The organism is Mesorhizobium sp. L2C066B000, assembly GCF_000502335.1.
Classification (GTDB): Bacteria; Pseudomonadota; Alphaproteobacteria; order Rhizobiales; family Rhizobiaceae; genus Mesorhizobium.
Window position 1 is genome coordinate 43,153 of the sequence record NZ_AYWZ01000005.1, and the last position, 22,315, is coordinate 65,467.

The following is a 22,315-nucleotide window of genomic DNA, read 5'->3' on the forward strand; positions in this document are numbered from 1 at the left end:
CCAGAGCGGGTCGCCGTTCCACGGCGCTCCGCTCTATCTCCTTGTTTTGACGCAATTCCGGACGGAAAACCGCTTCACACTTTTCCTGGAATTGCTTTATAGCGCAACAATGTCTCAGATTATCTACAAGATCGCGCCCGAAGCGCTTTGGCGCGAGGCCGAGAAAAACGGCCGTTTCACCGGCGCTCCGATCGATATCGCCGACGGCTTCATCCATTTCTCCACCGCTGATCAGGTCAGGGAGACGGCGGCGAAGCATTTCGCCGGCCAGATGGATTTGCTGCTGATCGCCATCGACGGGGCCCGGTTGGGCGAAGCGCTGAAGTACGAGGTCTCGCGGGGCGGCGCGCCGTTTCCGCATCTTTACGGCGAGCTCGACCTGAAGACAGTCCTGTGGGTGCGGCCATTGCCGCTGGGCGCCGACGGCACGCATCAATTCCCGGCGCTGGAGGCCGAATGAGCGTGTTCGACCGCATTGGCCAGAAACTGCTGTTCACCTTCGACCCTGAAACGGCGCATGGCATGTCGATCGCGGCGCTGCGATGCGGTCTGCCGGTCGGCGCACGGGTGGTGCGAGACGATAGGTTGAAGGTCAGCCTCTGTGGCATCGCCTTTCCCAATCCGCTCGGCATGGCCGCCGGCTACGACAAGAACGCCGAGGTACCGGACGCGCTGCTTGGGCTCGGTTTCGGCTTTGCCGAAGTCGGTACCGTGACGCCGCTGCCGCAAGCGGGCAATCCGAAGCCGCGCATCTTCCGGCTGACCCAGGATGACGCGGTGATCAACCGCCTGGGCTTCAACAATGAGGGCCACGAGGCGGCGGAAAAACGCCTTGCCGCGCGCCAGGGACGCGGCGGCATTGTCGGCGTCAACATCGGCGCCAACAAGGACAGCGCCGATCGTGTCCGTGACTATGAGTTGGGCGTTTCCCGCTTTGCGAAATACGCCAGCTATCTCACCGTCAACATCTCGTCGCCCAACACGCCCGGCCTGCGCACCATGCAGGCGCGCGAACAGCTCGGCGAACTTCTGGCTCGCGTCGTATCGGCGCGTGCCTCGGCATCGGCCCAGCCACCAATCTTCCTCAAGATCGCACCTGATCTGGTCGAGGCCGAGCTGGAGGACATCGCCGCCGAGGTCAGCGAAAAGCAGATCGACGGGGTCATCGTCTCCAACACGACGCTGGCGCGGACCGGATTGCGTAGCACCACCAGCGAGACCGGAGGGCTCTCCGGCAAGCCGCTGTTCGAACGCTCGACGATCGTGCTGGCCAAAATGCGCAAACTGCTCGGGCCGGAGTGCGCCATCATCGGCGTCGGCGGTGTCGATTCTGCCGAGACGGCTCTGGAAAAAATCCGCGCCGGCGCCGATCTGGTGCAACTCTACACCGGCATGATCTATGCCGGCCCCGCGCTGCCAGGCCGCATTCTTTCAGGCATGGTGCGCTTTGCAGAAAAGGAAAGGCTGACGTCTTTGCGCGAACTGCGCGACAGCCGGCTCGATCAGTGGGCTGCCAAGGCGCTCTAAAAAGCCGTGCGCAGCCTGAGCCGCAGGATGGCCAGCAGGCTGAAGCCGCGCACCAGCAGGAAAACGTGCAGCGCCGCCCACAGGCCGTGATTGCCGAGAGACGGCGCCAAGCTGAACAATGCGGCGCTGAAGGCCAGGAACGACACCAGCATCATGTTGCGCATGTCGCGCGACCACGTGGCGCCGATGAAGACGCCGTCCATCTGGAAGGCCAGCACGCCGCTCAACGGTGTCAGTGCCGCCCACGGCAGATAGATGTCGGCAGCAGCACGAACGTCCTGCGACGTGGTCATCAAAGAAATCAGGCCGGCGCCGCCGAGCCAGAAGATCAGCGTCGCGGTTCCGGCGAGGCCGAACCCCCAGAACAAGGTCAGACGCACCGCCCGGCGGAACGCCGTCTCGGCGCGTGCGCCGATCGCGCGTCCCGCCAACTGCTCGGCGGCTGTGGCAAAACCGTCGAGGAAATAGCCGGCGACGAGAAAGAAGTTCATCAGCACGGCATTGGCGGCCAGCGTCAGCGTGCCGAACTGCGCGCCCTGGCGGGTGAACAGCGCGAAAGCGGCGAGCAGCGAGAACGAGCGGATCATGATATCGCGGTTGAGCGACAGCATGCGCAGGAAAGCGGGCATGTCGAGCAGGCGATGCCGCGGCAGGCGGGGTGCGGCCCGGAACCGCCAGACAACGATGGCGAGACCCAACAGCATGGCCAGACATTCGCCGGTGACGGTCGCCCAGGCCACGCCGGCGACGCCCCAGCCAAGCTTCAGGCCGAGCAGGATGCAAAGCACGATGTTGATGCCGTTGAGCACCCCCTGCAGCATCAGCCCAAGCCCGCCCTCACCGCGTCCAAGGACATAACCGAGGATGGCATAGTTGATCAGCGTGAAGGGCGCGGCGAGCATTCTGATGTGGATATAGACGCCCATCGCCTCGCTGACGCGCGCTTCGCCGCCGATGAATTTCTGGCCGGCGATGGCGATCAGCGGCGCAAGGGCGACAAGCACGATGCCGGCCGCGGCCGCGATCAGCACGGCGCGCCAGAACACCGCCTGCTCCTCCAGTTCGTCGCCGCGCCCGAACGCCTGGGCGACGAGGCCGGTGGTGCCGGAGCGCAGGAAATTGAAGGTGCTGAAGACGACGTCGAAGACCAGCGCCCCGGCCGCCAGGCCGCCGAGCAGGGCGGCATCGCCGAACTGCCCGACCACAGCCGTGTCGACGATGCCAAGCAGCGGCGTCGTCAGATAGGCGAGCGTCATCGGCACGGCGATGGCGAGCACCGAACGGTTGGTGACGGCGAAGGGTCTCGCGTCGGCTGGGGTTGCACCCGTGTCCAGGGGATTGCTGCCTTGCTGATTGCGGCTTGATCGAACAGCCGATGTGCCCCATTTTCCGGCCGCCGCGCAATCACTCTTGCCGTGACGGCCAACCGAAATGTTCTTCTGGCGCGAGCCCGCCGGATCCGAGTACTGGTTTTAAGCAATTCCCAAGGGGAAGCGCTACGCGCTTCTCCCGGGAAAACCGCTGCACACTTTTCCTGGAATTGCTTTAGCCATGCCCCTGCAGATCGTCCATCATCCCGACTACGATGCCGGCTTCGCCGTCAATCATCGCTTTCCGATGAGCAAATATCCGCTGCTGATGCAGGCCTTGCATATCAGGGGTCTGATCCATGCCGGGGCGCTGTGGATGCCCGAGCCGGCGCCGGCCTCCTGGCTGAAGCTCGCCCATGCGGCTGATTATGTCGACCAGGTCATTTCTTGTTCGGTGCCTGAAAAGATCGAGCGCGAGATCGGCTTTCCCGTGGGACCGCGCGTTTCGCTCAGGGCGCAACTCGCCGCCGGCGGCACGGTGCTGGCGGCGCGGCTGGCGCTTATCAACGGCATTGCCTGTAACAGTGCCGGCGGCAGCCACCATGCGCGGCGTGCGCAGGGCGCGGGCTTCTGCACTTTCAACGATGTCGCCGTCGCTTCGCTGGTGCTGCTGGCCGAAGGCGCGGTGCAAAACATCCTGATCGTCGATCTCGATGTGCATCAGGGCGACGGCACAGCGGACATCCTGAAAGACGAGCCACGCGCGTTCACCTGTTCCTTGCATGGCGAGCGCAATTATCCGGTGCGCAAGATTGCCTCCGATCTCGACGTTGCCCTGCCGGACGGCACCGACGATGGCGCCTATCTCGAACGGCTGGGCGCCCTCCTGCCGGACCTCTCGGCCAAGGCGCACTGGGACATCGTCTTCTACAATGCCGGCGTCGACGTGCATGCCGAGGACCGGCTCGGCCGGCTATCGCTCAGCGATGACGGCGTGCGTGCCCGCGACGCCATGGTGATCGGTCATTTCCGCGCGCTGGACATCCCGGTCTGCGGTGTCATCGGCGGCGGCTATTCGACCGATGTCGCAGCGCTGGCCGCGCGCCACGCCATCCTGTTCGAGGTGGCGTCGGACTTTGCCTGAGTGGCCTTCGGTTTGAGCACAATCTTTTCCGAAAACCGGTCGCCACTTTTCGGGATCATGCCTCCGCTTCACTTCCGGTAGTTCGCGACCCTGAGCAGGATGAACACCGGCACGACGATCGCGGCGCCGAGCAGGATATAGCCCAAGAAGCGATAGACCGCGTTGAAGCCGAGGTTCCACAAATCGATGAAGAAACCCTGGATGCGGTAGAAGACGTCCATCGGCGTCCAGCCGAACGCATTCATGACCAGGCCGACGAGGAACGACACGACCAGCAGCTTGACGATCACCCTGACGGGCGAGTCACCGAGAAAGCGCGTCACTGTGGACAAGGGGCTGCCTCCAGATTGGTATGCCCGGATTCGGGGTACAAACCCACGAATACGCACTTGCTGCGCCCGCATCAAGGCAGGCGGACTGGTGCAATCGGTCGGGGTTTCCAACAGCCGTTTCCGAAGAGCTGTCCAAGGGCGATTGCCCGAAGCACGCCCCTCATGATATCGAGAGGCAAATGCGGGTATGATGTAATGGTAGCTTGTCAGCTTCCCAAGCTGAACGCGAGGGTTCGATTCCCTCTACCCGCTCCAGTTCCTATCCCACTTCCCGCAAGATAAAATCGTGCAGCATCTTGGCTGCCGGCGACAGCACGCGGTTCTTCACCGTGATCAGGCTGTAGGGGCGGACCTCGATGTCGAACTCGGTCTGGACGACATCGATGGCGCCGGCGAGACCGTCGGGGTTCTGGATGAATTTTGCCACCTGGATCGACACCGGGGCGATGGCGTCGGACTGCGCCACCATGACCAGTGTGAGCAGCAGCGACGAGGTGTTGAGGATGCGGTCCGGCAGGGCGATGTTGCGGTTCAGGAAATTGCTCTCCATCGCCTGGCGCAGCGGCGACCCGCCCGACTGGAACACCCAGTCGAAGGCGGCGGTGTCCTCCAGCCTCACCGCCTTCCCATTGTTTAGAGGATGGCCGTTGCTCAGCGGGTGGCCTCGGCGCACGATCAGGCAGGCCTTCTCGACGCCGATGACGCGCGATTCGAACAGGCGCGGATTGAGGTCTTCGGGGACACGGGCGATGATGAAATCATGGCGCGTGGCGATCAGTTCGCGCGCCAGCACATTCGACGTCTCGACCTGCATGGTAATCTCGATGCGCGGATAGAGGCGGCGTATCTCGCGGATCGCCGGGACCGCCAGTTCGATCGCCGGCGCCGTCACCGCGCCAAGGAACACCGAGCCGCCCTTGCCGGCCTTGAGCTCCGATATTTCGCGGTCGGCCTCGCGCATTTCGAGCAGGATCGAGCGCGCGCGCCGCGCCAGCGCCTTGCCGTAAGGGGTGAGCGTGATGCCGCGCGGCAGCCTTTCGCACAGCTTGACCTCAAGCACCGCTTCCATCTCGGAAATCATGCGCGAGGCCGCCGGCTGCGAGATGTTCATCACCTGGGCGGCAGCACTCACCCGACCGTGATCGTCGAGTGCTGCGATCATGCGCATGTGACGCAGGCTCAAGCCGCTACGCAGAAGTGTCTCGCCATCGCCCGGCAATTCATCGTAACCGCTTGAAATTCCCTGAGGACCTCGTAAAGCCGCCATGCCTTTTCCCGCTTCCGCCACTGTTCCAGCCCGGTTTAGTCATATACCGGTTTTGGTATAGCAACCACCGAAGATCGCATTTGACAGTTATGGCAAAGGGTCACACTTTCGCGCGTCCTCAAGACTTGACGTTCGATGACGAGCAAAATCGTATCGATTTAAATCAAGACTGAGGGCCGATTGGGAGGATACCGGAGATCGATTATGACGGCGGCGGCGCTTTGGCGCATCCGCCCGACTGCGCGGCCCGCGAAGCCCCGAGGTGTCGCGTCCATCAACCAGGGAGAGTTTTACGTGAAAATCATCAAGACACTGGCCGCCGTCGCGGCCCTTGGCATCGCTGCCATGACCTACTCGGCGCACGCAGCCGACAAGGGTCTTGTCGGCGTGCTGATGCCGACCAAGACCTCGCAGCGCTGGATCAATGACGGCGATGCCGTCAAGTCCCAGCTCGAAGCTCTCGGCTACACGGTCGACCTGCAGTACGCGCAGGACGACATCCCCAACCAGCTCAGCCAGCTGGAAAACGAAATCACCAAGGGCCCGAAGGCGCTGATCATCGCTTCGATCGACGGCACCACCCTTTCGGACGCGCTGCAGAAGGCCGCCGACGCCGGCGTCGTCGTCGTCGCCTATGACCGCCTGATCAAGAAGACCGCCAATGTCGATTACTACACCACCTTCGACAATTTCGGCGTCGGCGTGATCCAGGCGAACTCGCTGGTCAAGGGTCTCAAGGAGCGCTTCCCGAACACCAAGCCGTGGAACGTCGAACTGTTCGGCGGCTCGCCGGACGACAACAACGCCTTCTTCTTCTACAACGGCGCAATCTCGGTGCTGCAGCCGCTGATCGATGACGGCTCGATCAAGATCAAGTCCGGCCAGACCGGCATGGACAAGGTCGGCACGCTGCGCTGGCTCGCCGCGACCGCCCAGGCGCGCATGGACAACCTTCTGTCGGCCAACTACTCGGACGGCAGCCGCGTCGATGGCGTTCTTTCGCCCTATGACGGCCTGTCGCGCGGCATCACCGCTTCGCTGCGCGCCGTCGGTTACGGCACCGACGCCCAGCCGTGGCCGATCGTGACCGGCCAGGACGCCGAGACCGCTTCGGTCAAGCTGATCATCACGGGCGAGCAATACTCGACCGTGTTCAAGGACACCCGCGAACTGGCCAAGGCCACCGTCGAACTCGTCGACAAGGTGCTCTCGGGCGGCAAGCCGGACGGCCTCGATGAAAAGACCTACAACAACGACGTCAAGGTCGTCCCCTCGATCCTTTTGACGCCGCATGAGGTCGACAAGTCGAACTACCAGGCACTGGTCGTCGACTCCGGCTACATCAAGGCCGACGAACTGAAGTAATCCGTTTATAAAGACAGGGGTCCTGCGCGACGCAGGACCCCTTTCCGTTCACAAGCGACCCCGGTATTGTTTCTACCGGACCTTATTTCCGTGCATGTCGTTGTCTCAAACCGCAAGCACTTTTGAGCGACATGCAACAGGAGGAGCTTGCCCTGATGACGACGATTTTGGAGATGCGCGACATCACCAAGACGTTCCCCGGCGTGAAGGCGCTGTCGAACGTCAACCTCAGCGTCGAAGAAGGCGAGATCCACGCCGTGGTTGGCGAGAACGGCGCCGGCAAGTCGACGCTGATGAAGGTTCTGTCGGGCGTCTATCCCGCCGGCACCTATGACGGCCAGATCATTTTTCAGGGTCAGGAATGCCAGTTCAAAGGCATTCATGACAGCGAACATAAGGGCATCGTCATCATCCACCAGGAACTTGCTCTGGTGCCAATGCTGTCGATCACCGAAAATATCTTCCTCGGCAACGAAAACGCCCGATACGGCGTCATCGACTGGGATGCCAACGAGGCGCGCACCGCTGCCCTGTTGAAGAAGGTGGGCCTCAAGGAGGACCCCAAGACACTGATCACCAATATCGGCGTCGGCAAGCAGCAGCTGGTCGAGATCGCCAAGGCGCTGAGCAAGGACGTCAAGCTTTTGATCCTCGACGAGCCGACCGCGTCGCTCAGCGAGAAAGACAGCCAGGCGCTGCTCGATCTTCTGCTCGAATTCAAGCGACAAGGCATGACCTCGATCCTGATCTCGCACAAGCTCAACGAGATCAACCGGGTCGCCGACAAGGTAACCGTCATCCGTGACGGGCGCACCATCGAGACGCTGGCCAAGAAGGATATCTCCGAAGACCGCATCATCACCTCGATGGTCGGCCGTTCGCTCGACGACCGCTATCCGCCGCGCGAGCCCAAGATCGGCGAAGTCGTGTTCGAGGTGAAAAACTGGTCGGTCTATCACCCGCTCCATGCCGAGCGGCAGGTGATCAAGGGCATCGACATCAATGTGCGCAAGGGCGAGGTGGTCGGCATCGCCGGGCTGATGGGCGCCGGCCGCACCGAATTCGCCATGAGCCTGTTCGGCCGCTCTTATGGCCGCCGCATCACCGGCGAAGTGCTGCTCAAGGGCAAGCCGGTCGATGTCTCCTCGGTAAGCAAGGCGGTCCAACACGGCATCGCCTATGTCACCGAGGACCGCAAGACCTACGGCCTCAACCTCATCGACCATATCAAGCATAACATTACGCTGGCCAATCTCGACGGCGTGTCGCGCCACAGCGTGATCGACGACATGCGCGAACTTGCGGTCGCCAACGACTATCGCAAGAAGACCAATATCCGAGCGTCCAGCGTCTATCAGATGACCGGTAATCTTTCCGGCGGCAACCAGCAGAAGGTGGTGCTGTCGAAATGGTTGTTTGCCGACCCTGACGTGCTGATCCTCGACGAGCCGACACGCGGCATCGATGTCGGCGCCAAGTATGAAATCTACACGATCATCGCGCGCCTTGCCTCGGAGGGTAAGGCGATCGTGGTCATCTCGTCGGAAATGCCGGAATTGCTGGGGATTACCGACCGCATCTACGTTATGAACGAAGGGCGCATGGTGGGCGAAATGCCGGCGGCGGAAGCAAGCCAGGAAAAGATAATGCGCGCCATCGTCCGGGGAGAAGGAAAAGCAGCATGAGCACCGAAAGCGCCCCCGCCCCGCAGGGAAACGTCGCCGACGAACAGCGCCCGCGCATCGCCGTCTCGGCGCTGGCGACGAATTTGCGCGAATACGGGCTGATCATAGCGCTGATCGTCATCATGCTGTTCTTCCAGTTCACCACGTCGGGAACGTTGTTCAAGCCGGTCAATCTCAGCAATCTGGTGCAGCAGAACTCCTTCATCATCGTGATGGCGCTGGGTATGCTGCTGGTGATCGTATCGGGCTATATCGACCTCAGCGTCGGATCGGTCGCCGGTTTCATCGGCGCGCTGGCGGCAAACATGATGGTCATCTGGCAGCTCGGACCGCTGAGCAATCCGCTGGTGGTTTCGATCGTCTGCCTGGTCGCGGGTGGCCTGATCGGCGCCGCGCAAGGGTATTGGATCGCCTATCACCGGATACCGAGCTTCATCGTCACGCTGGCCGGCATGCTGATCTTCCGCGGCATTTGTCAGGCCTTGCTTGGCGGCGGCTCGTCGGTTGGTCCGCTTCCCGACGACTTCAAGATGCTCAGCTCCGGCTTCATCCCGGATGTGATCGGCCCACTGACGCTCGTCCCGCCGGTCGTGAACGCAGCCGGCAAGACCATCATGGGCAGCGGCGTGACCCTGCACATGACGACGGTCGTGCTGGGGCTGATCGCCGTGCTCGCCTATGCCTATTTCGGGGTCCGCACCCGGCGCAAACGAGAACGCCATGGTTATGAGGCCGAGCCCTTCACCCTGTTCGTTGTCAAGACGCTGGTCGCCAGCGCGCTGGCGCTGTTCCTGGTCTATGAGTTTGCCAGCTACCGCGGCCTGCCCGTAGTGCTGCTGGTCATGGGCGTGCTGATCACGCTGTTCGTCTTCGTCACCAAGCGCATGACCATCGGGAGGCGCATCTACGCCATGGGCGGCAATCCCAAGGCGGCGCAGCTGTCGGGCATCAACACCGAGCGGCTGACGCTGATGGTGTTCATCAATATGGGCGTGCTGTCGGCGCTTGGCGGCCTGATCATCGCGGCTCGTCTCGGCCAGGCGGTGCCGGCGGCGGGTCTCGGCTCGGAGCTCGATGTCATCGCCGCAGTGTTCATCGGCGGCGCCTCGGCGATGGGCGGCGTCGGCCAGGTTATCGGGGCGGTCGTCGGCGGCTTCATCATGGGCGTGATGAACAACGGCATGTCGATCATGGGCGTCAATGTCGACTGGCAGCAGGTGGTCAAAGGCCTGGTGCTGCTCGGCGCCGTGATCTTCGACGTCTACAACAAGAACAAGGCCTGACAAGCTTCAGGCGAGGCAAGCAGGAGGCATACGATCGCGGCGCAGCCGGCAAGTTGTCGGCATAAGAAGTCCCCCCAGGGATCAAGTTCGCGAGCGCAATCCGGACGAAGAGTTCAACCCGTGGCGCGGCTAGGTCCGAGCCGCGCAGGTCAAGGTTTGCCAAGAGGCATCCAAGGCCAAGCACATGAGAGAGGATTTAATCATGCTGATCTCCCAGATCCTCGACGACGCCGAGACCATCCGCGTCGTCGCCCGCAATGGCGGCGGCAAGACCAGGATCATCAACGGGGCCCGCAGCGTCTATTCGCTGGCCATGGAAGCCGCGCGCACCGGAACGGGCCTCGCCGCGCTGATCGAACGCAAGGGGTTCGGTGAAGCGATAGACCTCGACGCCATCTACAAGAAGGGCCGGCTGGAGTCGCCGATCAACCATCCCGATCCTGCGCATCTGCATCTGACCGGCACCGGCCTGACCCATCTCGGCTCGGCGGCGACGCGCGATTCCATGCACAAGAAGCTCAGCGATGGCGGCGAGGAGCAGCTTACCGATTCCATGAAGATGTTCCGCATGGGGCTCGAAGGCGGCAAGCCGGCCAAGGGCCAGACCGGCGTGCAGCCGGAATGGTTCTACAAGGGCAACGGCACCATGGCGGTGGCGCCGGGCGCCGCACTGATGTCGCCGGCCTTTGCGCAGGACGCCGGCGAGGAGCCGGAAATCGCCGGCATCTATGTCATCGGCGACGACGGCGCGCCGTTCCGCGTCGGCTTCACGCTGTCGAACGAGTTTTCCGATCATGTTACCGAGCGGGTGAACTATCTGTTCCTGGCACATTCCAAACTGCGCAACGCCTCGTTCGGGCCGGAAATCCTGATCGGCGACCTGCCGGCCGACGTCAGGGGCTCATCGCGAATCTATCGCGACAGCAATTTGCTGTGGGAAAAGCCGTTCCTGTCGGGCGAAGCGAACATGTCGCACACAATCGCCAATCTCGAACATCATCACTTCAAATATTCGGCCTTCCGCCAGCCGGGCGACGTGCATGTGCACATGTTCGGCACGGCGACGCTGTCCTTTGCCGACGGCATCAAGACTCAGGCCGGCGACGTTTTCGAGATCGAGGCCGCGGATTTCGGCCTGCCGCTGCGCAACCCGCTGGAGATTGAGCAGCCGGTTAAGGTGGCGGTGAAGGCGCTTTGAGGCAGCATCACAATTTGGGAGCCGGAAATGAACGGAATGCGGCTTATCATTGTGTTCACGGGCGTGGCCCTGTTCCTGACCCAACCGTCGGTGGCCTTTAGCGCCGGCCAGTGCAGCCCGAAGTCCTATCGTGAAGCCCGTTTGGCGATGACGAGCCGTCTTCTGGCAACCGGCTATTCGAAAGCCCAGGTGAGCTTTCTGATGCGCAACACGGATCACATGACATCAGCGCTTCGCAGCGACAGGCTGAACAACAATGGCAAGGTCTGCTGCATCGACTCCGCCAAGGCCCATGTCCTCGGTTGCCTCGACAAGCAGTTGTTCCCGTTGAAGCGCGGCTCAAACGCTTCGCTCGACGAGGTCAAACTGACCGAAGGCTTTTGGGGCAGGAAACGTTTGGCCGCACGCGAACTGCTGTTTATCGGCCATTTTCATGCCTGCCTTGGCGCCGCGAAATCGTATCTCTTTCGCGGCTGACGCCGGCGGACGGGACTCAATAGATATCGAAATCGAAATACTTGGCCTGGATCTTCTTGTAAGTGCCGTCGGCGACGATGGCGTCTATCGCCGCGTTGAGCTTGTCGCGAAGTGCCGTGTCCTCCAGGCGGACAGCGATGCCGGCTTGCGTCTCGGTGCCCTTGACGTCACCGACAAGCTTGCAGCAGCCGTCGCTCGCCTTCTTCAGCCAGTCCATCAGCACGAATTTGTCGGAGATGACGGCGTCGAGACGGCCGTTCTGCAAGTCGGTGATCGCCTCTTCCTGGGTGGGGTAGAGTTTCGCCTCGGCGCCGGCCTTGCCATAGGCGTCCTGCGCATAGTCGGCCTGGGTGGTCGAGGCCTGCGCGCCCACCGTCTTGCCGGCAAGGGCTGCCGGTTCGGTGGAAGTGAGGTCGCTGTCCTTGGGCGCCACCAGCGCCAGCGGCGTCGTGTAGTATTTGTTGGTGAAGGCGACCTGTTTCTTGCGCTCCTCGGTGATGCTCATCGAGGCGATGATGGCGTCGAACTTTTTCGCCTGCAGCGCCGGGATGATGCCGTCCCAGTCCTGGGTGACGATCTCGCACTCGACCTTCATCTGCGCACACAGCGCATTGGCAATGTCGATGTCGAAGCCCTCGATCTTGCCGTCCGCGGTGATGGTGTTGAAGGGCGGATAAGCGCCCTCGGTGCCGATCTTCAATTTCTCCTGCGCCTCAGCCAGCGAGCCGGCCGATATCACCAGCATGGCAGCGCCCGCTGCCGATATGATCCATCTTGAAATCTGCATTTTGGTTCCCCTTGCGCGCCGTTCTCTTGCCGGCCACCGAAAGGCAGCCAAGCATGGTGAGGCAGCGCAGGCAAGTATTTTGCCTGACGGTGATCGAAGGTTCAGCCGGCGGGGCGGAAATGCTTGGAGAGCTTGAGACCTTGCGCTTGGTAATTCGAGCCGAGATCGGTGCCGTAAAGCGCCTGCGGCCGCTTCAGCATGTGTTCGTAGACGAGCCGGCCGACGATCTGGCCGTGGTCGAGGATGAACGGCACTTCGTGGCTGCGCACTTCGAGCACCGCCCGGCTGCCGGTGCCGCCTGAGGCCGAATGGCCGAAGCCCGGATCGAAGAAGCCGGCATAGTGAACACGGAATTCGCCAACCAGCGGATCGAAGGGCGTCATCTCGGCGGCGTAGAGCGGCGGCACGTGCACGGCTTCGCGGCTGACCAGGATGTAGAACTCGTCCGGGTCGAGCACCAGTTCGCCGGCGCCGCTCTTATAGAGCGGCTCCCAGAAATCGACGGCATCCTGGGCGGCGCGCTTGTCGACATCGACCAAGCCGGTGTGATGCTTGCCGCGATAGCCGACCAGGCCGTTCTGGTCGCCGTCAAGATCGATCGACAGCGCAATGCCGCCGCCGGAAATGTTGGGCGGCTCGGTCGCCACCAGCATCTCGGCGCGGTGCAATTCGTTCAGTTCTGCCTCCGACAACAGCGCGTTGCCGGTGCGAAAGCGGATCTGCGACAGCCTCGATCCGGCGCGTACGACGATCGGGAAGGTGCGTGGACTGACTTCGAGATAAAGCGGCCCGTGATAGCCGGGGGCGATCTTGTCGAACTCATGGCCGCGATCGGTCATCACCCGGGTGAAGATGTCGAGCCGGCCGGTCGAGCTCTTCGGGTTGGCCGAGGCCGACACGTTTGCGGGCAGCGCCAGGCTTTCGAGCAGCGGCACGATGTAGACGCAGCCGGTTTCCAGCACCGCGCCCTCGGCGAGAGTGAATTCGTGCAATTTCAGCCGGTGAAGCTTGTCGGCCACCAGATGATCGGGACCCGGCAGGAAGGAGGCGCGCACGCGAAAAGCCTTGTCGCCGAGCCTGAGATCGAGGCTCGCCGGCTGCACCTGGTCGACATCGAGCGCGCGCGGCGACTTCAGCGCGCCGGACTGAAACAGCGCGGAAATGTCCTGATCGGGAAGAATGCCTGTCTGCCGCAAAAGGCTGGCTCCGCTCCAAGGTCGGTCTCTTTGTGGCAGGTTCTTGCCGCAAAACCGCTGGATATTATTGCGGAACCTGCCTGGTACAAACCTCTTAATGAAGCCGGCAATTGACGCAAGCGCAGGTGAGGTCTAAAGGGTCGTTATCCCGTGGTGATTTGGCCGGTCGGCTTGCAGCCACGTTAAACAAGTCGCTAAAGGACCGTCGGGCCGCAAGGCCATATGGACCGGTTGCGACTTTCGCGGCCGGTTTTTTTGTGTCTGGAACAAAAGCGATGAGCACCAAGAAGCGTAACTGGAAACCTCAGACCGCACTCGTGCACGGGGGAACGCTGCGTTCCCAGTTCGGCGAGACGTCCGAAGCGATGTACCTCACCCAAGGCTATGTCTACGAGACGGCGCAGGCTGCCGAGGCCCGTTTCAAGGGCGAGGAGCCGGGCTTCATCTATTCGCGCTATGCCAACCCTACCGTCGACATGTTCGAAAAGCGCATGTGCGCGCTGGAGGGTGCCGAAGATGCGCGCGCCACGGCGTCCGGCATGGCGGCGGTGACGGCAGCGCTCCTGTGCAGCGCCAAGGCCGGCGACCATATCGTTGCGGCGCGCGCGCTGTTCGGCTCCTGCCGCTGGGTGGTGGAGACGCTGGCGCCGAAATACGGCATCGAGGCAACGCTGGTCGACGGCACCGACATCGCCAACTGGGAAAAGGCGGTGCGGCCGAACACGAAACTGTTCTTCCTGGAAAGCCCGACCAATCCGACGCTGGAAGTGGTCGACATCGCAGCGGTGGCGGCGCTCGCCACCTCGATCGGCGCCAGGCTGATCGTCGACAATGTCTTCGCCACGCCCTTGCAGCAGAAGCCCTTGCACCTCGGCGCCCATATCGTCGTCTACTCCGCGACCAAGCACATTGACGGCCAGGGACGCTGTCTCGGCGGCATCATCCTGTCGGACAAGAAATGGATCGACGAGAATTTGCACGACTATTTCCGCCACACCGGCCCGAGCCTGTCGCCGTTCAACGCCTGGACGCTGCTCAAGGGCCTGGAGACGCTGCCAGTTCGGGTGCGCCAGCAGACTGAAAGCGCGGCCAAGATCGCGGATTTCCTGGCAGGACGGCCGGAAATCGCCCGCATCATCTATCCCGGCCGCGCCGACCACCCGCAGGCCGACATCGTCAAGAAGCAGATGACAGGCGGATCGACGCTAATCTGCCTCGACGTCAAGGGCGGCAAGCAGGCGGCCTTCGCCTTGCAGAACGCGCTCGACATCGTGCTGATCTCCAACAATCTCGGCGACGCCAAGAGCCTGATCACCCATCCGGCGACCACCACCCACAAGAACCTCAGCGACGAAGCTCGCGCCGAGCTTGGCATCGGGCCGGGAACGCTCAGGCTGTCGGTCGGTCTTGAGGATACGGACGATCTGCTGGAGGACGTTGCGCAGGCGCTGAAGGCAGCCGGATAGGCCGCGAGGCGTCACGCTCCCGACGAAACCTCTTCCAGTTCGGCCGTCTTGGTGCCGATGGTCATGATGTTGCCGCGCCAGTCGACGGCGCCGCTCAGCCAGCCGCGCGCCCAGATGGCGGGAAGCATCATGTCGCGCACCATCATCGCCGGGACCATGCGCAGCGACAGGTGCCAGCCCTTGGCCGCGGCCAGCGCGCATTCGGGAATGTAGGCCGCCGCCAGCACGGCCAACACCGTGGCCGGCAGGCTGACGCCGGCACTTGCTGCCGCCACCAGCGCCAACGCCAACGGCACGGCGACGCCGGTCAGGATCTCGGGTGCGAAAAACAGCGGGAAAGTGACGCGGCGCAACCGCGCCCAGCGCGCCTGACGCGACCAGATGTCGGCAAGTCGGCGCTGCCCCAGTGGTTGCTCGAAAGGCGAGGCAACGAGATTGACGCGCAGGCCCAGTCCGTTGACCAGCTTGGTTGCAGCAGCATCCTCGGCGATCTCGGCGGCCAGCGCGCGGATACCGCCATTGGTATCGAGCATCGGCTTGTTCCACAGCATGCTCTTGCCCTGGGCAAAGCCGAGGCCAAGCGCCTCGCCGGCATATTGCCAGCGCGCCTGCAGCGTGTTGAGGAACGCGCATTCGACCTCGGCCCAGAAGCCATCCGGCCGCGAGCCGATCGGCGTCGAGCAGATAGTCCCGGTATTGGTCCCCCAGGCCGCCATCAGGTGCTGGACGTAATCCCTAGGCATCAGCACGTTGGAATCCGCCAGAATGACCCAATGATTGCGCGCCGCTTCCCAGCCCTTGACGCAGTTGTTGAGCTTCGGGTTGCTGCTGACGCGGTCGTCGCCGATCAGCAGCCGGGCCGGCACGTTGGGAAACAGGACGATCGCCCTGTTTATCAGTTTGACGACGGGATCGTCGGCGTGAGCGACGCAGAAGATCAGTTCGTAGCGCGGCCAGTCGAGCGAGAAGGCTCGCTGCAGCGTCTCTTGTGTGAACGGCTCCACGCCGCGCGACGGCACGACGATCGAGACCGGTGGCTGCTCGTCGGACGGCGGAGGGATAAGGCGACGCGCTTGCAGTTTCGACGAAGCAAGCAGGATGCTGGCGAGATTGGAAAGAAGCAAAGCGGAGGAAGCGAAGGCGGCTGTGAGAGCTGGTTCCATGAGATCTGGTCACTCCGGAAAGGCCGCTCGCGGCTGCTTTGTCAGTCGACAGATGGGCCTTGAGTCGCCGGCAAGGTTTGCGCACACCAACACTGTCATGTGTCACTTAAATGACATTGTTTGTCGGCACCTCCGCTTTGAGGCTGGCAGGACATGCCGTTGTGCGCGTATCAAACCGCATAGCGCGACAAATGTTCCTTGCCGCGCAACCGGAGCAGCCCATGTATCGCGCCGTCACGCGCAACATCGAAGTGCAGGTCAGACCGTTCTACCTGGAGGACCGCTCGGACCCGGCGGAGAACCGTTATGTCTGGGGCTACCAGGTGACGATCGACAACCAGTCGGACGATTTCGTGCAGCTTATGTCGCGTTACTGGCACATCACCGACGGCAGCGGCCGGATCGAGGAAGTGCGCGGCGCCGGCGTGGTCGGCGACCAGCCTGAGCTCAATCCGGGCGACAGCTATCAATACACGTCAGGCTGCCCGCTCTCGACGCCCTCCGGCATCATGGTCGGCCACTACACCATGCGCAACAAAAAGGGCGAGACGTTCGACGTCGCTATTCCCGCGTTTTCGCTGGATCTGCCGGGGACGCGGCGGACGGTGAATTAGGGGTTTTCTCCCCATCTCTATACGGGGAGAAATGCCCGGCAGTGCAATGAGGGGCGCCGCCGGACTCATGAGGTTATCTTCCACGCACATGACGTAGGCTATGCGCGGCCATTCACCAAAGTTAGCGCTGCCCCTCATCCGCCCTTCGGGCACCTTCTCCCCGTGAACGGGGAGAAGGAAGAGATGCTACTGAGCTGCAAACTCCGCCGGGTCGAAGTCGTACTGCTTCGAGCAGAACTCGCAGGCGACGTGGATGCCGCCATCTTCGGTGCTGTCCTTGATCTCCTGCGCGGAAAACCCCTCGAGGATGCCGCGTATCTTGTCCCTTGAGCATGAACATTGGTCGGCGACCGGCACGCCGCCGAAGACGCGCACGCCATGTTCGTGGAACAGCCTGTAGAGCAGCCGCTCGGCGCCGATGGTCGGGTCGATCAGCTCGGTCGGCTCGATGGTGCCGAGCAGCGCCACCAGCTCGCGCCACGAATTGTCGGCCGGCTCCTGCGTCACGTCACGCGGATCGCCGTCGCCGCCCGAAATGTCCGGCACGCGCATGCGCTCGGGTGACTGCGGCAGGAACTGCGCCAGGATACCGCCGGCGCGCCACTGCTCGCGCGCACCGCCGGGGCCGGGCGTCAGCAGCTTGGCCACCGACAGCCGGAGGTCGGTCGGGATCTGCTCCGACTGGCGGAAATAGGTGCGCGCGGCGTCTTCCAGCGTCTCGCCGTCGAGCTGGACGATGCCCTGATAGCGCTGCGTGTGCGCGCCCTGGTCGATGGTCAGCGCCAAAACGCCGCTGCCCAGCAGCGTCTGCTGCGAGGTCTGGCCTGCGGCCACCAGGGCCTCCAGCCGGTCGGCATCGAAGCGCGCATAGGCGCGCAATGCCGAGGGCGTGGAGAAATCCGCGACCAGCATGTCGACAGGCCCGTCGGTGCGGGTCTGCAGGATGAACTTGCCTTCAAATTTGAGCGAAGTGCCGAGCAGCACCGTCAGCACACAGGCTTCCGCCAGCAGGCGGGCGACCGGCTCGGGATAGTCGTGACGGTTGAGGATGGCGTCGAGCATCGGCCCGAGTTGCACGGTGCGGCCGCGCACGTCGAGCGGGCCTACCTCGAAGGGCACGACATGATCGTCGCCGGCATAGCCAAACTCGCCGAGTTTGGGGTGATGTTCAGTCACTTGATGCGTTTCCAACATGACAAAGCTCCAGGGCGCGGCCATGCGGCCCGGAGGGGTGCATGCGTCCAAACGCGCTTGATTTGCGTGATGGGGCGCAAATAGGCATCGCGCCGCCCCGGATCAAGCGCTTGGAGATCAAGCGCCCAGACACCAGGCCAAAACCGCCTTCTGGGCGTGAAGCCGGTTCTCGGCTTCGTCGAAGACCACCGAATGCGGACCGTCGATGACCTCGTCGGTCACTTCCTCGCCGCGGTGCGCCGGCAGGCAGTGCATGAACAGGGCGTCGGGCTTGGCCCTGGCCATCAGCGCCGCATTGACCTGATAGGGCGAGAAGACATTATGGCCGCGGGCGCGGTGTTCCTGGCCCATCGACACCCAGCAGTCGGTGACGATGCAGTCGGCCTGGTCGACGGCCTCTTCGGGCGAGCGGGTGAAGTGCAGCTTGCCGCCATTGGTCTTCGACCAGTCGATGTGCTTCTGCGCCGGCTCGCTGCCTTCCGGCACTGCGACGTTCAGGTTGAAGCGGAACCGCGCCGAAGCTTCGAGCAGCGAATGCAGCACGTTGTTGCCGTCGCCGGTCCAGGCGATGGTCTTGCCGGCAACCGGACCGCGATGCTCCTCGAAGGTCATGATGTCGGCCATCAGCTGACAGGGATGGGTGTCGTCGGTCAGCCCGTTGATGACCGGAATCGTGGCATTCTCGGTCAGCTCGAGCAGCCGCTCATGCGACGTGGTGCGGATCATGATGGCGTCGACATAGCGCGACAGCACCTTGGCGGTGTCGGCAATGGTCTCGGAGCGGCCGAGCTGCATTTCGGTGCCGGTCAGCATGATGGTCTCGCCGCCGAGCTGTCGCATGCCGACGTCGAAGGACACGCGCGTGCGCGTCGACGGCTTGTCGAAGATCATGGCCAGCACCTTGCCTTCGAGCGGTTTGGTCCGTTCGCCGGCCTTGAGGCGCGCCTTGCGCACCACCGCATCGTCCAGCATCAGGCGCAGATCGCCTTCGGAAACGGCGGAAAGATCGGTGAAATGGCGAAGGCTCATCGGGAATGGTTCTCGGGATTACTTCGCGGCGGCCGCGGCGATGGCGTCGGTCAGGCCCTTGGCGCCGGCGCGGATGCGATCGAGCGCTTCGCCGATCTCGGCGTCGGTGACGGTCAGCGGCGGCAGCAGACGAATGACGTTGTCGCCGGCCGGCACCGCCAGCAGATGCTGGTCGCGCAGCGCCATGTTGACCTTGGTGTTGGGCATGGCGCATTTCAGGCCAAGCATCAGGCCGCTGCCCCTGATGCCTTCGATGACATCAGGAAATTCGTCGGCGACCGCCGCCAGGCCCTGCTTCATCAGCAATGCCTTGCGCTGGACGTCTTCGAGGAAGCCGTCTTCCAGCACGACGTCGAGCACAGCGTTGCCGACCGCCATGGCCAGCGGATTGCCGCCGAAAGTGGTGCCATGCACGCCTGCCGTCATGCCGACGACAGCGTCGTCGGTGGCGAGGCACGCGCCCATCGGGAAGCCGCCGCCAATGCCCTTGGCAATCGCCATGATGTCGGGCGTCACGCCGGTCCATTCATGCGCGAACAGCTTCCCGGTGCGACCGATACCGCACTGGACCTCATCGAAGATCAGCAGCAGGCCGTGCTGGTCGCAGAGCTGCCGCAGCCGCTTCAAGGATTGCGTCGGCACCGGGCGGATGCCGCCCTCGCCTTGCACCGGCTCGATCAGGATTGCCGCGGTCTCTGGTGTGATCGCCTTTTCGGCGGCGTCGATGTCGTCAAAGCCGACCTGGTCGAAGCCTTCGACCTTGGGGCCGAAGCCTTCGAGATATTTGTACTGGCCGCCGGCGGCGATGGTCGCCAGCGTGCGGCCGTGGAAGGCGCCTTCGAAGGTAATGACCCGGAAGCGCTCGGGATGGCCCTTGACGAACTGATAGCGCCGCGCCGTCTTGATCGCGCATTCGAGCGCCTCGGCGCCGGAATTGGTGAAGAACACCTTGTCGGCGAAGGTGGCGTCAGCCAGCCGCTCGCCGAGCCGGGTCTGCCCCGGGATCTCGTAGAGATTGGAGACGTGCCAGAGCTTGGCCGCCTGTTCGGTCAGCGCCGAGACCAGATGCGGATGGCTGTGGCCCAGCGAATTGACCGCGATGCCGCCAGCGAAATCGAGATATCGCTCGCCCTTGTCGGTAACCAGCCAGGTGCCTTCGCCATGATCGAAGGCCAAAGGGGCGCGGGCAAAGGTCTCGTAAAGCGCCGAACCGCTCATTATATGCGTCTCCGGTACCGGAAAAATCAAAAAAGCCGCCAAAGCGGCGGCCTTTGCGGCTTATCGTGTTTTTCGGCCATGAAGTCAACGAAAACGTCGTGCAGAGGCGCGTGGCCAGCTCCCGACGAGACGCCGGCTCATAAGCGACCGGGCAAGTTGGGGAAAACCTAAAAAACCGATTCGTGTTGCACCTGGGACTCTTGTCACCGAGTCAACACATGAGGTAATTGTAGTCGGGAAATAACTAGATTTCGTGCGGCGGACCTAATCACCTAATATATGTGGTGTCTGCCCCGGCAAAGATTGCCGGGTCGGGAATGGATTCCGGCTGCCGCACACTTAGCAGGAGCGCGGTCTCATGAACTGGACTGACGAGCGGGTCGAACTTCTCAGGAAACTGTGGTCGGAGGGCTTGAGCGCAAGCCAGATCGCCGCACAACTCGGCGGGGTCAGCCGCAACGCGGTCATCGGCAAGGTGCACCGGCTGAAGCTGTCGGGCCGCGGACGCTCGACCGCGACGCCGGCGCGTCAGAAGAAGACAACGCAGGGATCTTCGATCCAGAAATCGGTGCCTCGCGCCGCAACCACGCAGCGCCATGTCACGACGTCGATCGGGGCGAACGCGCTGCAGGCGCAGTTCGACGCCGAGCCAGTGGCGCGCCACTACATCCGCCCGGTCGAAAACGTCGTCGTGCCGATCTCGCGGCATCTGCAGCTCACCGATCTCACCGAGCGCACCTGCAAATGGCCGAATGGCGATCCGCTGTCGGAAGACTTCAACTTCTGCGGCAACGAGGCGGCCGAAACCGGACCTTACTGCAAGTACCACGCAAGGGTGGCGTTCCAGCCGGCTTCAGAGCGGCGCAGGAGCCGGTAGTTAGGGATTGGGGACTGGGCAGTAGGGAATGGGGTAGCGCTCGTGAGGCGCTACCTTATTCTGCCTACTGCCTACTGCCTACTGCCTACTGCCTACTGCCTACTGCCTACTGCCTACTGCCTACTGCCTACTGCCTACTGCCTACTGCCTGCTGCCTACTGCCTACTGCCTGCCCTCACAACCACCCACTCTTCCGAAATCGCCAATACAAAAACGAGCAGATCAGCGCGATCGAGACCAATACGACGGGATAGCCGTATTGCATCTTCAGTTCCGGCATGTCGTCGAAATTCATGCCGTAAATGCCGGCGAGCGCCGTCGGCACCGCCAGGATCGCCGCCCATGAGGCCAGCTTCTTGGTGTTCGCGGTTTCCTGGCTCTGGCCGACCAGCAGGCTGGCTTCGAAAGCGAAGGCCAGAACCTCGCGCAGGCTGTCGATCTTTTCCTGCACGGTGCGGATATGATCGGTGACATCGCGAAACAGCGGATGCATGGCGGTATGGATCTGCGGCAGGTCGGCGCTGGTCAGCCGGCGGCAGACCTCGACCAGCGGCAGCGCCGCATTGCGCAGGCGCAACAGATCGCGGCGCAGCATATAGAGCCGCTCGATGTCGGGACCGGTCATCGGCTTCAGCAGCACCCTGTCCTCGATCGCCTCGACCTCGTCCTCGATCTGCTCTAGCACCGGCATGTAGTTGTCGACGATGAAGTCGAGGATGGCGTAGAGGACGAAATCCTCGCCCTTGGCCAGTGAGTGCGGACAGCTTTCCCAGTGCTGGCGCACGGCGGCGTATGAGGTCGAGGGACCATGCCTGACGCTGACGATATAGCCTGAGCCGACGAACAGATGCGTCTCGCCGAAGGTGACGCGTCCGTCGATCAGCTGTGCAGTGCGGGCAACGATGAACAGCGCATCGCCATATTGCTCGATCTTCGGCCGCTGGTGCGGATGTTCGGCGTCTTCGATCGCCAGTTCGTGCAGATGAAATTGCGCCTTGACGCGCAGCAGAAGCTCGCGGTCGGGTTCGAGCAGCCCGATCCAGACGACATGGCCCGACTTCTTGGCCCATTCGCCGGCTTCCTCGATCGGTATATCGGCGATGCGCTTGCCGGCGGTGTAGACGCTCGACGCGATGATGCCGGACGATGCCGGCGCCGGCTTGAACTCTCGGACATATTCCAT

General features: G+C 62.9%; 21 protein-coding genes, 1 tRNA gene and 1 riboswitch. Of the genes, 12 read left to right on the forward strand and 10 right to left on the reverse strand.

Features of this window, described 5'->3' with window-relative positions:
• Positions 1 to 109 precede the first annotated feature (109 nt).
• Positions 110 to 460 (forward strand): DUF952 domain-containing protein, encoded by a 351-nt coding sequence (locus X733_RS151460; RefSeq protein WP_023818776.1) that lies wholly within the window; start codon positions 110 to 112, stop codon positions 458 to 460.
• On the forward strand, positions 457 to 1,527 hold the full coding sequence (locus X733_RS151455) for a quinone-dependent dihydroorotate dehydrogenase (RefSeq protein WP_023738222.1): 1,071 nt from the start codon (positions 457 to 459) through the stop codon (positions 1,525 to 1,527). The genes X733_RS151460 and X733_RS151455 overlap by 4 nt, the downstream gene beginning before the upstream one ends.
• Here the strand turns inward: X733_RS151455 and X733_RS151450 are convergent.
• On the reverse strand, positions 1,524 to 2,861 hold the full coding sequence (locus X733_RS151450) for an MATE family efflux transporter (protein ID WP_023818777.1): 1,338 nt from the start codon (positions 2,859 to 2,861) through the stop codon (positions 1,524 to 1,526). The genes X733_RS151455 and X733_RS151450 overlap by 4 nt on opposite strands.
• 217 nt (positions 2,862 to 3,078) lie before the next feature.
• Here X733_RS151450 and X733_RS151445 point away from each other — a divergent pair, with 217 nt between their 5' ends.
• A complete protein-coding gene (locus tag X733_RS151445; RefSeq protein ID WP_023818778.1) occupies positions 3,079 to 3,981 on the forward strand; it encodes a histone deacetylase in 903 nt (300 codons plus the stop codon).
• Positions 3,982 to 4,049: 68 nt separating this feature from the next.
• Here X733_RS151445 and X733_RS151440 read toward each other — a convergent pair whose 3' ends face one another.
• Positions 4,050 to 4,313: a DUF6460 domain-containing protein gene (locus tag X733_RS151440; RefSeq protein ID WP_023681941.1), complete on the reverse strand. Its 264-nt coding sequence runs from the start codon at positions 4,311 to 4,313 to the stop codon at positions 4,050 to 4,052.
• A 181-nt stretch (positions 4,314 to 4,494) separates the two neighbouring features.
• On the opposite strand from X733_RS151440, the gene X733_RS151435 reads away from it, so the two are divergent.
• A tRNA-Gly gene (locus X733_RS151435) sits at positions 4,495 to 4,568 on the forward strand.
• A gap of 4 nt (positions 4,569 to 4,572) precedes the next feature.
• Here the strand turns inward: X733_RS151435 and X733_RS151430 are convergent.
• Positions 4,573 to 5,580 (reverse strand): LysR family transcriptional regulator, encoded by a 1,008-nt coding sequence (locus tag X733_RS151430; protein ID WP_023681942.1) that lies wholly within the window; start codon positions 5,578 to 5,580, stop codon positions 4,573 to 4,575.
• 294 nt (positions 5,581 to 5,874) lie between these two features.
• On the opposite strand from X733_RS151430, the gene chvE reads away from it, so the two are divergent.
• The 5 genes from chvE (at position 5,875) to X733_RS151405 (ending at position 11,588) form a co-directional block, all read left to right on the forward strand.
• Positions 5,875 to 6,945 carry a multiple monosaccharide ABC transporter substrate-binding protein gene (chvE, locus tag X733_RS151425; RefSeq protein ID WP_023681943.1) on the forward strand — a complete coding sequence of 357 codons (1,071 nt, stop codon included), beginning with the start codon at positions 5,875 to 5,877 and terminating at the stop codon, positions 6,943 to 6,945.
• A gap of 152 nt (positions 6,946 to 7,097) precedes the next feature.
• Positions 7,098 to 8,630: a multiple monosaccharide ABC transporter ATP-binding protein gene (mmsA, locus tag X733_RS151420; RefSeq protein ID WP_027049369.1), complete on the forward strand. Its 1,533-nt coding sequence runs from the start codon at positions 7,098 to 7,100 to the stop codon at positions 8,628 to 8,630.
• On the forward strand, positions 8,627 to 9,913 hold the full coding sequence (gene mmsB / locus X733_RS151415; RefSeq protein WP_023669637.1) for a multiple monosaccharide ABC transporter permease: 1,287 nt from the start codon (positions 8,627 to 8,629) through the stop codon (positions 9,911 to 9,913). The genes mmsA and mmsB overlap by 4 nt, the downstream gene beginning before the upstream one ends.
• 202 nt (positions 9,914 to 10,115) lie before the next feature.
• Positions 10,116 to 11,111: an AraD1 family protein gene (gene araD1 / locus X733_RS151410; RefSeq protein WP_023818779.1), complete on the forward strand. Its 996-nt coding sequence runs from the start codon at positions 10,116 to 10,118 to the stop codon at positions 11,109 to 11,111.
• Positions 11,112 to 11,138: 27 nt separating this feature from the next.
• Entirely contained in the window at positions 11,139 to 11,588 is a 450-nt protein-coding gene (locus X733_RS151405; protein WP_155924203.1) for a hypothetical protein, read from the forward strand.
• A gap of 16 nt (positions 11,589 to 11,604) precedes the next feature.
• On the opposite strand, the gene X733_RS151400 is transcribed toward X733_RS151405, so the two are convergent.
• Both X733_RS151400 and X733_RS151395 read right to left on the reverse strand, forming a co-directional pair.
• Positions 11,605 to 12,375 carry an ABC transporter substrate-binding protein gene (locus tag X733_RS151400; protein WP_023688688.1) on the reverse strand — a complete coding sequence of 257 codons (771 nt, stop codon included), beginning with the start codon at positions 12,373 to 12,375 and terminating at the stop codon, positions 11,605 to 11,607.
• Positions 12,376 to 12,476: 101 nt separating this feature from the next.
• Entirely contained in the window at positions 12,477 to 13,571 is a 1,095-nt protein-coding gene (locus X733_RS151395; RefSeq protein WP_023818781.1) for a 2'-deoxycytidine 5'-triphosphate deaminase, read from the reverse strand.
• 140 nt (positions 13,572 to 13,711) lie between these two features.
• A riboswitch (SAM riboswitch) is annotated at positions 13,712 to 13,789 on the forward strand.
• A gap of 57 nt (positions 13,790 to 13,846) precedes the next feature.
• Between X733_RS151395 and X733_RS151390 the strand changes: the two genes are divergently transcribed.
• Positions 13,847 to 15,037 carry an O-succinylhomoserine sulfhydrylase gene (locus X733_RS151390; RefSeq protein ID WP_023818782.1) on the forward strand — a complete coding sequence of 397 codons (1,191 nt, stop codon included), beginning with the start codon at positions 13,847 to 13,849 and terminating at the stop codon, positions 15,035 to 15,037.
• A gap of 11 nt (positions 15,038 to 15,048) precedes the next feature.
• Here the strand turns inward: X733_RS151390 and X733_RS151385 are convergent, their stop codons facing one another.
• Positions 15,049 to 16,200, reverse strand: coding sequence for a ceramide glucosyltransferase (locus X733_RS151385; protein ID WP_023818783.1), 1,152 nt, complete (start codon positions 16,198 to 16,200; stop codon positions 15,049 to 15,051).
• A 221-nt stretch (positions 16,201 to 16,421) separates the two neighbouring features.
• Here X733_RS151385 and apaG point away from each other — a divergent pair, with 221 nt between their 5' ends.
• Positions 16,422 to 16,814 carry a Co2+/Mg2+ efflux protein ApaG gene (gene apaG / locus X733_RS151380; RefSeq protein ID WP_023818784.1) on the forward strand — a complete coding sequence of 131 codons (393 nt, stop codon included), beginning with the start codon at positions 16,422 to 16,424 and terminating at the stop codon, positions 16,812 to 16,814.
• A gap of 186 nt (positions 16,815 to 17,000) precedes the next feature.
• On the opposite strand, the gene X733_RS151375 is transcribed toward apaG, so the two are convergent.
• From X733_RS151375 to X733_RS151365, 3 genes are all read right to left on the reverse strand, one after another.
• The gene (locus X733_RS151375; RefSeq protein WP_027049368.1) at positions 17,001 to 18,032 is read right to left on the reverse strand and encodes an Hsp33 family molecular chaperone; all 1,032 of its coding nucleotides are present in this window, start codon (positions 18,030 to 18,032) and stop codon (positions 17,001 to 17,003) included.
• A gap of 93 nt (positions 18,033 to 18,125) precedes the next feature.
• A complete protein-coding gene (gene argF, locus X733_RS151370; RefSeq protein WP_023681949.1) occupies positions 18,126 to 19,037 on the reverse strand; it encodes an ornithine carbamoyltransferase in 912 nt (303 codons plus the stop codon).
• A gap of 18 nt (positions 19,038 to 19,055) precedes the next feature.
• The gene (locus X733_RS151365; RefSeq protein ID WP_023818785.1) at positions 19,056 to 20,255 is read right to left on the reverse strand and encodes an aspartate aminotransferase family protein; all 1,200 of its coding nucleotides are present in this window, start codon (positions 20,253 to 20,255) and stop codon (positions 19,056 to 19,058) included.
• 358 nt (positions 20,256 to 20,613) lie between these two features.
• On the opposite strand from X733_RS151365, the gene X733_RS151360 reads away from it, so the two are divergent.
• Positions 20,614 to 21,132, forward strand: a complete 519-nt coding sequence (locus tag X733_RS151360) for a GcrA family cell cycle regulator (RefSeq protein WP_023669627.1) — start codon at positions 20,614 to 20,616, stop codon at positions 21,130 to 21,132.
• A gap of 175 nt (positions 21,133 to 21,307) precedes the next feature.
• Here X733_RS151360 and X733_RS151355 read toward each other — a convergent pair whose 3' ends face one another.
• Positions 21,308 to 22,315 (reverse strand): magnesium and cobalt transport protein CorA, encoded by a 1,008-nt coding sequence (locus tag X733_RS151355; RefSeq protein ID WP_023669626.1) that lies wholly within the window; start codon positions 22,313 to 22,315, stop codon positions 21,308 to 21,310.

What these genes read in the sequence shown, in the direction of transcription:
- X733_RS151460 (WP_023818776.1), top strand. Translation starts at nt 110, where the DNA reads ATGTCTCAGATTATCTACAAGATCGCGCCCGAAGCGCTTTGGCGCGAG.
- X733_RS151455 (WP_023738222.1), top strand. Translation starts at nt 457, where the DNA reads ATGAGCGTGTTCGACCGCATTGGCCAGAAACTGCTGTTCACCTTCGAC.
- X733_RS151445 (WP_023818778.1), top strand. Translation starts at nt 3,079, where the DNA reads ATGCCCCTGCAGATCGTCCATCATCCCGACTACGATGCCGGCTTCGCC.
- X733_RS151430 (WP_023681942.1), bottom strand. Translation starts at nt 5,580, where the DNA reads ATGGCGGCTTTACGAGGTCCTCAGGGAATTTCAAGCGGTTACGATGAA.
- mmsB (WP_023669637.1), top strand. Translation starts at nt 8,627, where the DNA reads ATGAGCACCGAAAGCGCCCCCGCCCCGCAGGGAAACGTCGCCGACGAA.
- araD1 (WP_023818779.1), top strand. Translation starts at nt 10,116, where the DNA reads ATGCTGATCTCCCAGATCCTCGACGACGCCGAGACCATCCGCGTCGTC.
- X733_RS151405 (WP_155924203.1), top strand. Translation starts at nt 11,139, where the DNA reads ATGAACGGAATGCGGCTTATCATTGTGTTCACGGGCGTGGCCCTGTTC.
- X733_RS151400 (WP_023688688.1), bottom strand. Translation starts at nt 12,375, where the DNA reads ATGCAGATTTCAAGATGGATCATATCGGCAGCGGGCGCTGCCATGCTG.
- X733_RS151390 (WP_023818782.1), top strand. Translation starts at nt 13,847, where the DNA reads ATGAGCACCAAGAAGCGTAACTGGAAACCTCAGACCGCACTCGTGCAC.
- X733_RS151385 (WP_023818783.1), bottom strand. Translation starts at nt 16,200, where the DNA reads ATGGAACCAGCTCTCACAGCCGCCTTCGCTTCCTCCGCTTTGCTTCTT.
- apaG (WP_023818784.1), top strand. Translation starts at nt 16,422, where the DNA reads ATGTATCGCGCCGTCACGCGCAACATCGAAGTGCAGGTCAGACCGTTC.
- X733_RS151375 (WP_027049368.1), bottom strand. Translation starts at nt 18,032, where the DNA reads ATGGCCGCGCCCTGGAGCTTTGTCATGTTGGAAACGCATCAAGTGACT.
- argF (WP_023681949.1), bottom strand. Translation starts at nt 19,037, where the DNA reads ATGAGCCTTCGCCATTTCACCGATCTTTCCGCCGTTTCCGAAGGCGAT.
- X733_RS151365 (WP_023818785.1), bottom strand. Translation starts at nt 20,255, where the DNA reads ATGAGCGGTTCGGCGCTTTACGAGACCTTTGCCCGCGCCCCTTTGGCC.
- X733_RS151360 (WP_023669627.1), top strand. Translation starts at nt 20,614, where the DNA reads ATGAACTGGACTGACGAGCGGGTCGAACTTCTCAGGAAACTGTGGTCG.
- X733_RS151355 (WP_023669626.1), bottom strand. Translation starts at nt 22,315, where the DNA reads ATGGAATATGTCCGAGAGTTCAAGCCGGCGCCGGCATCGTCCGGCATC.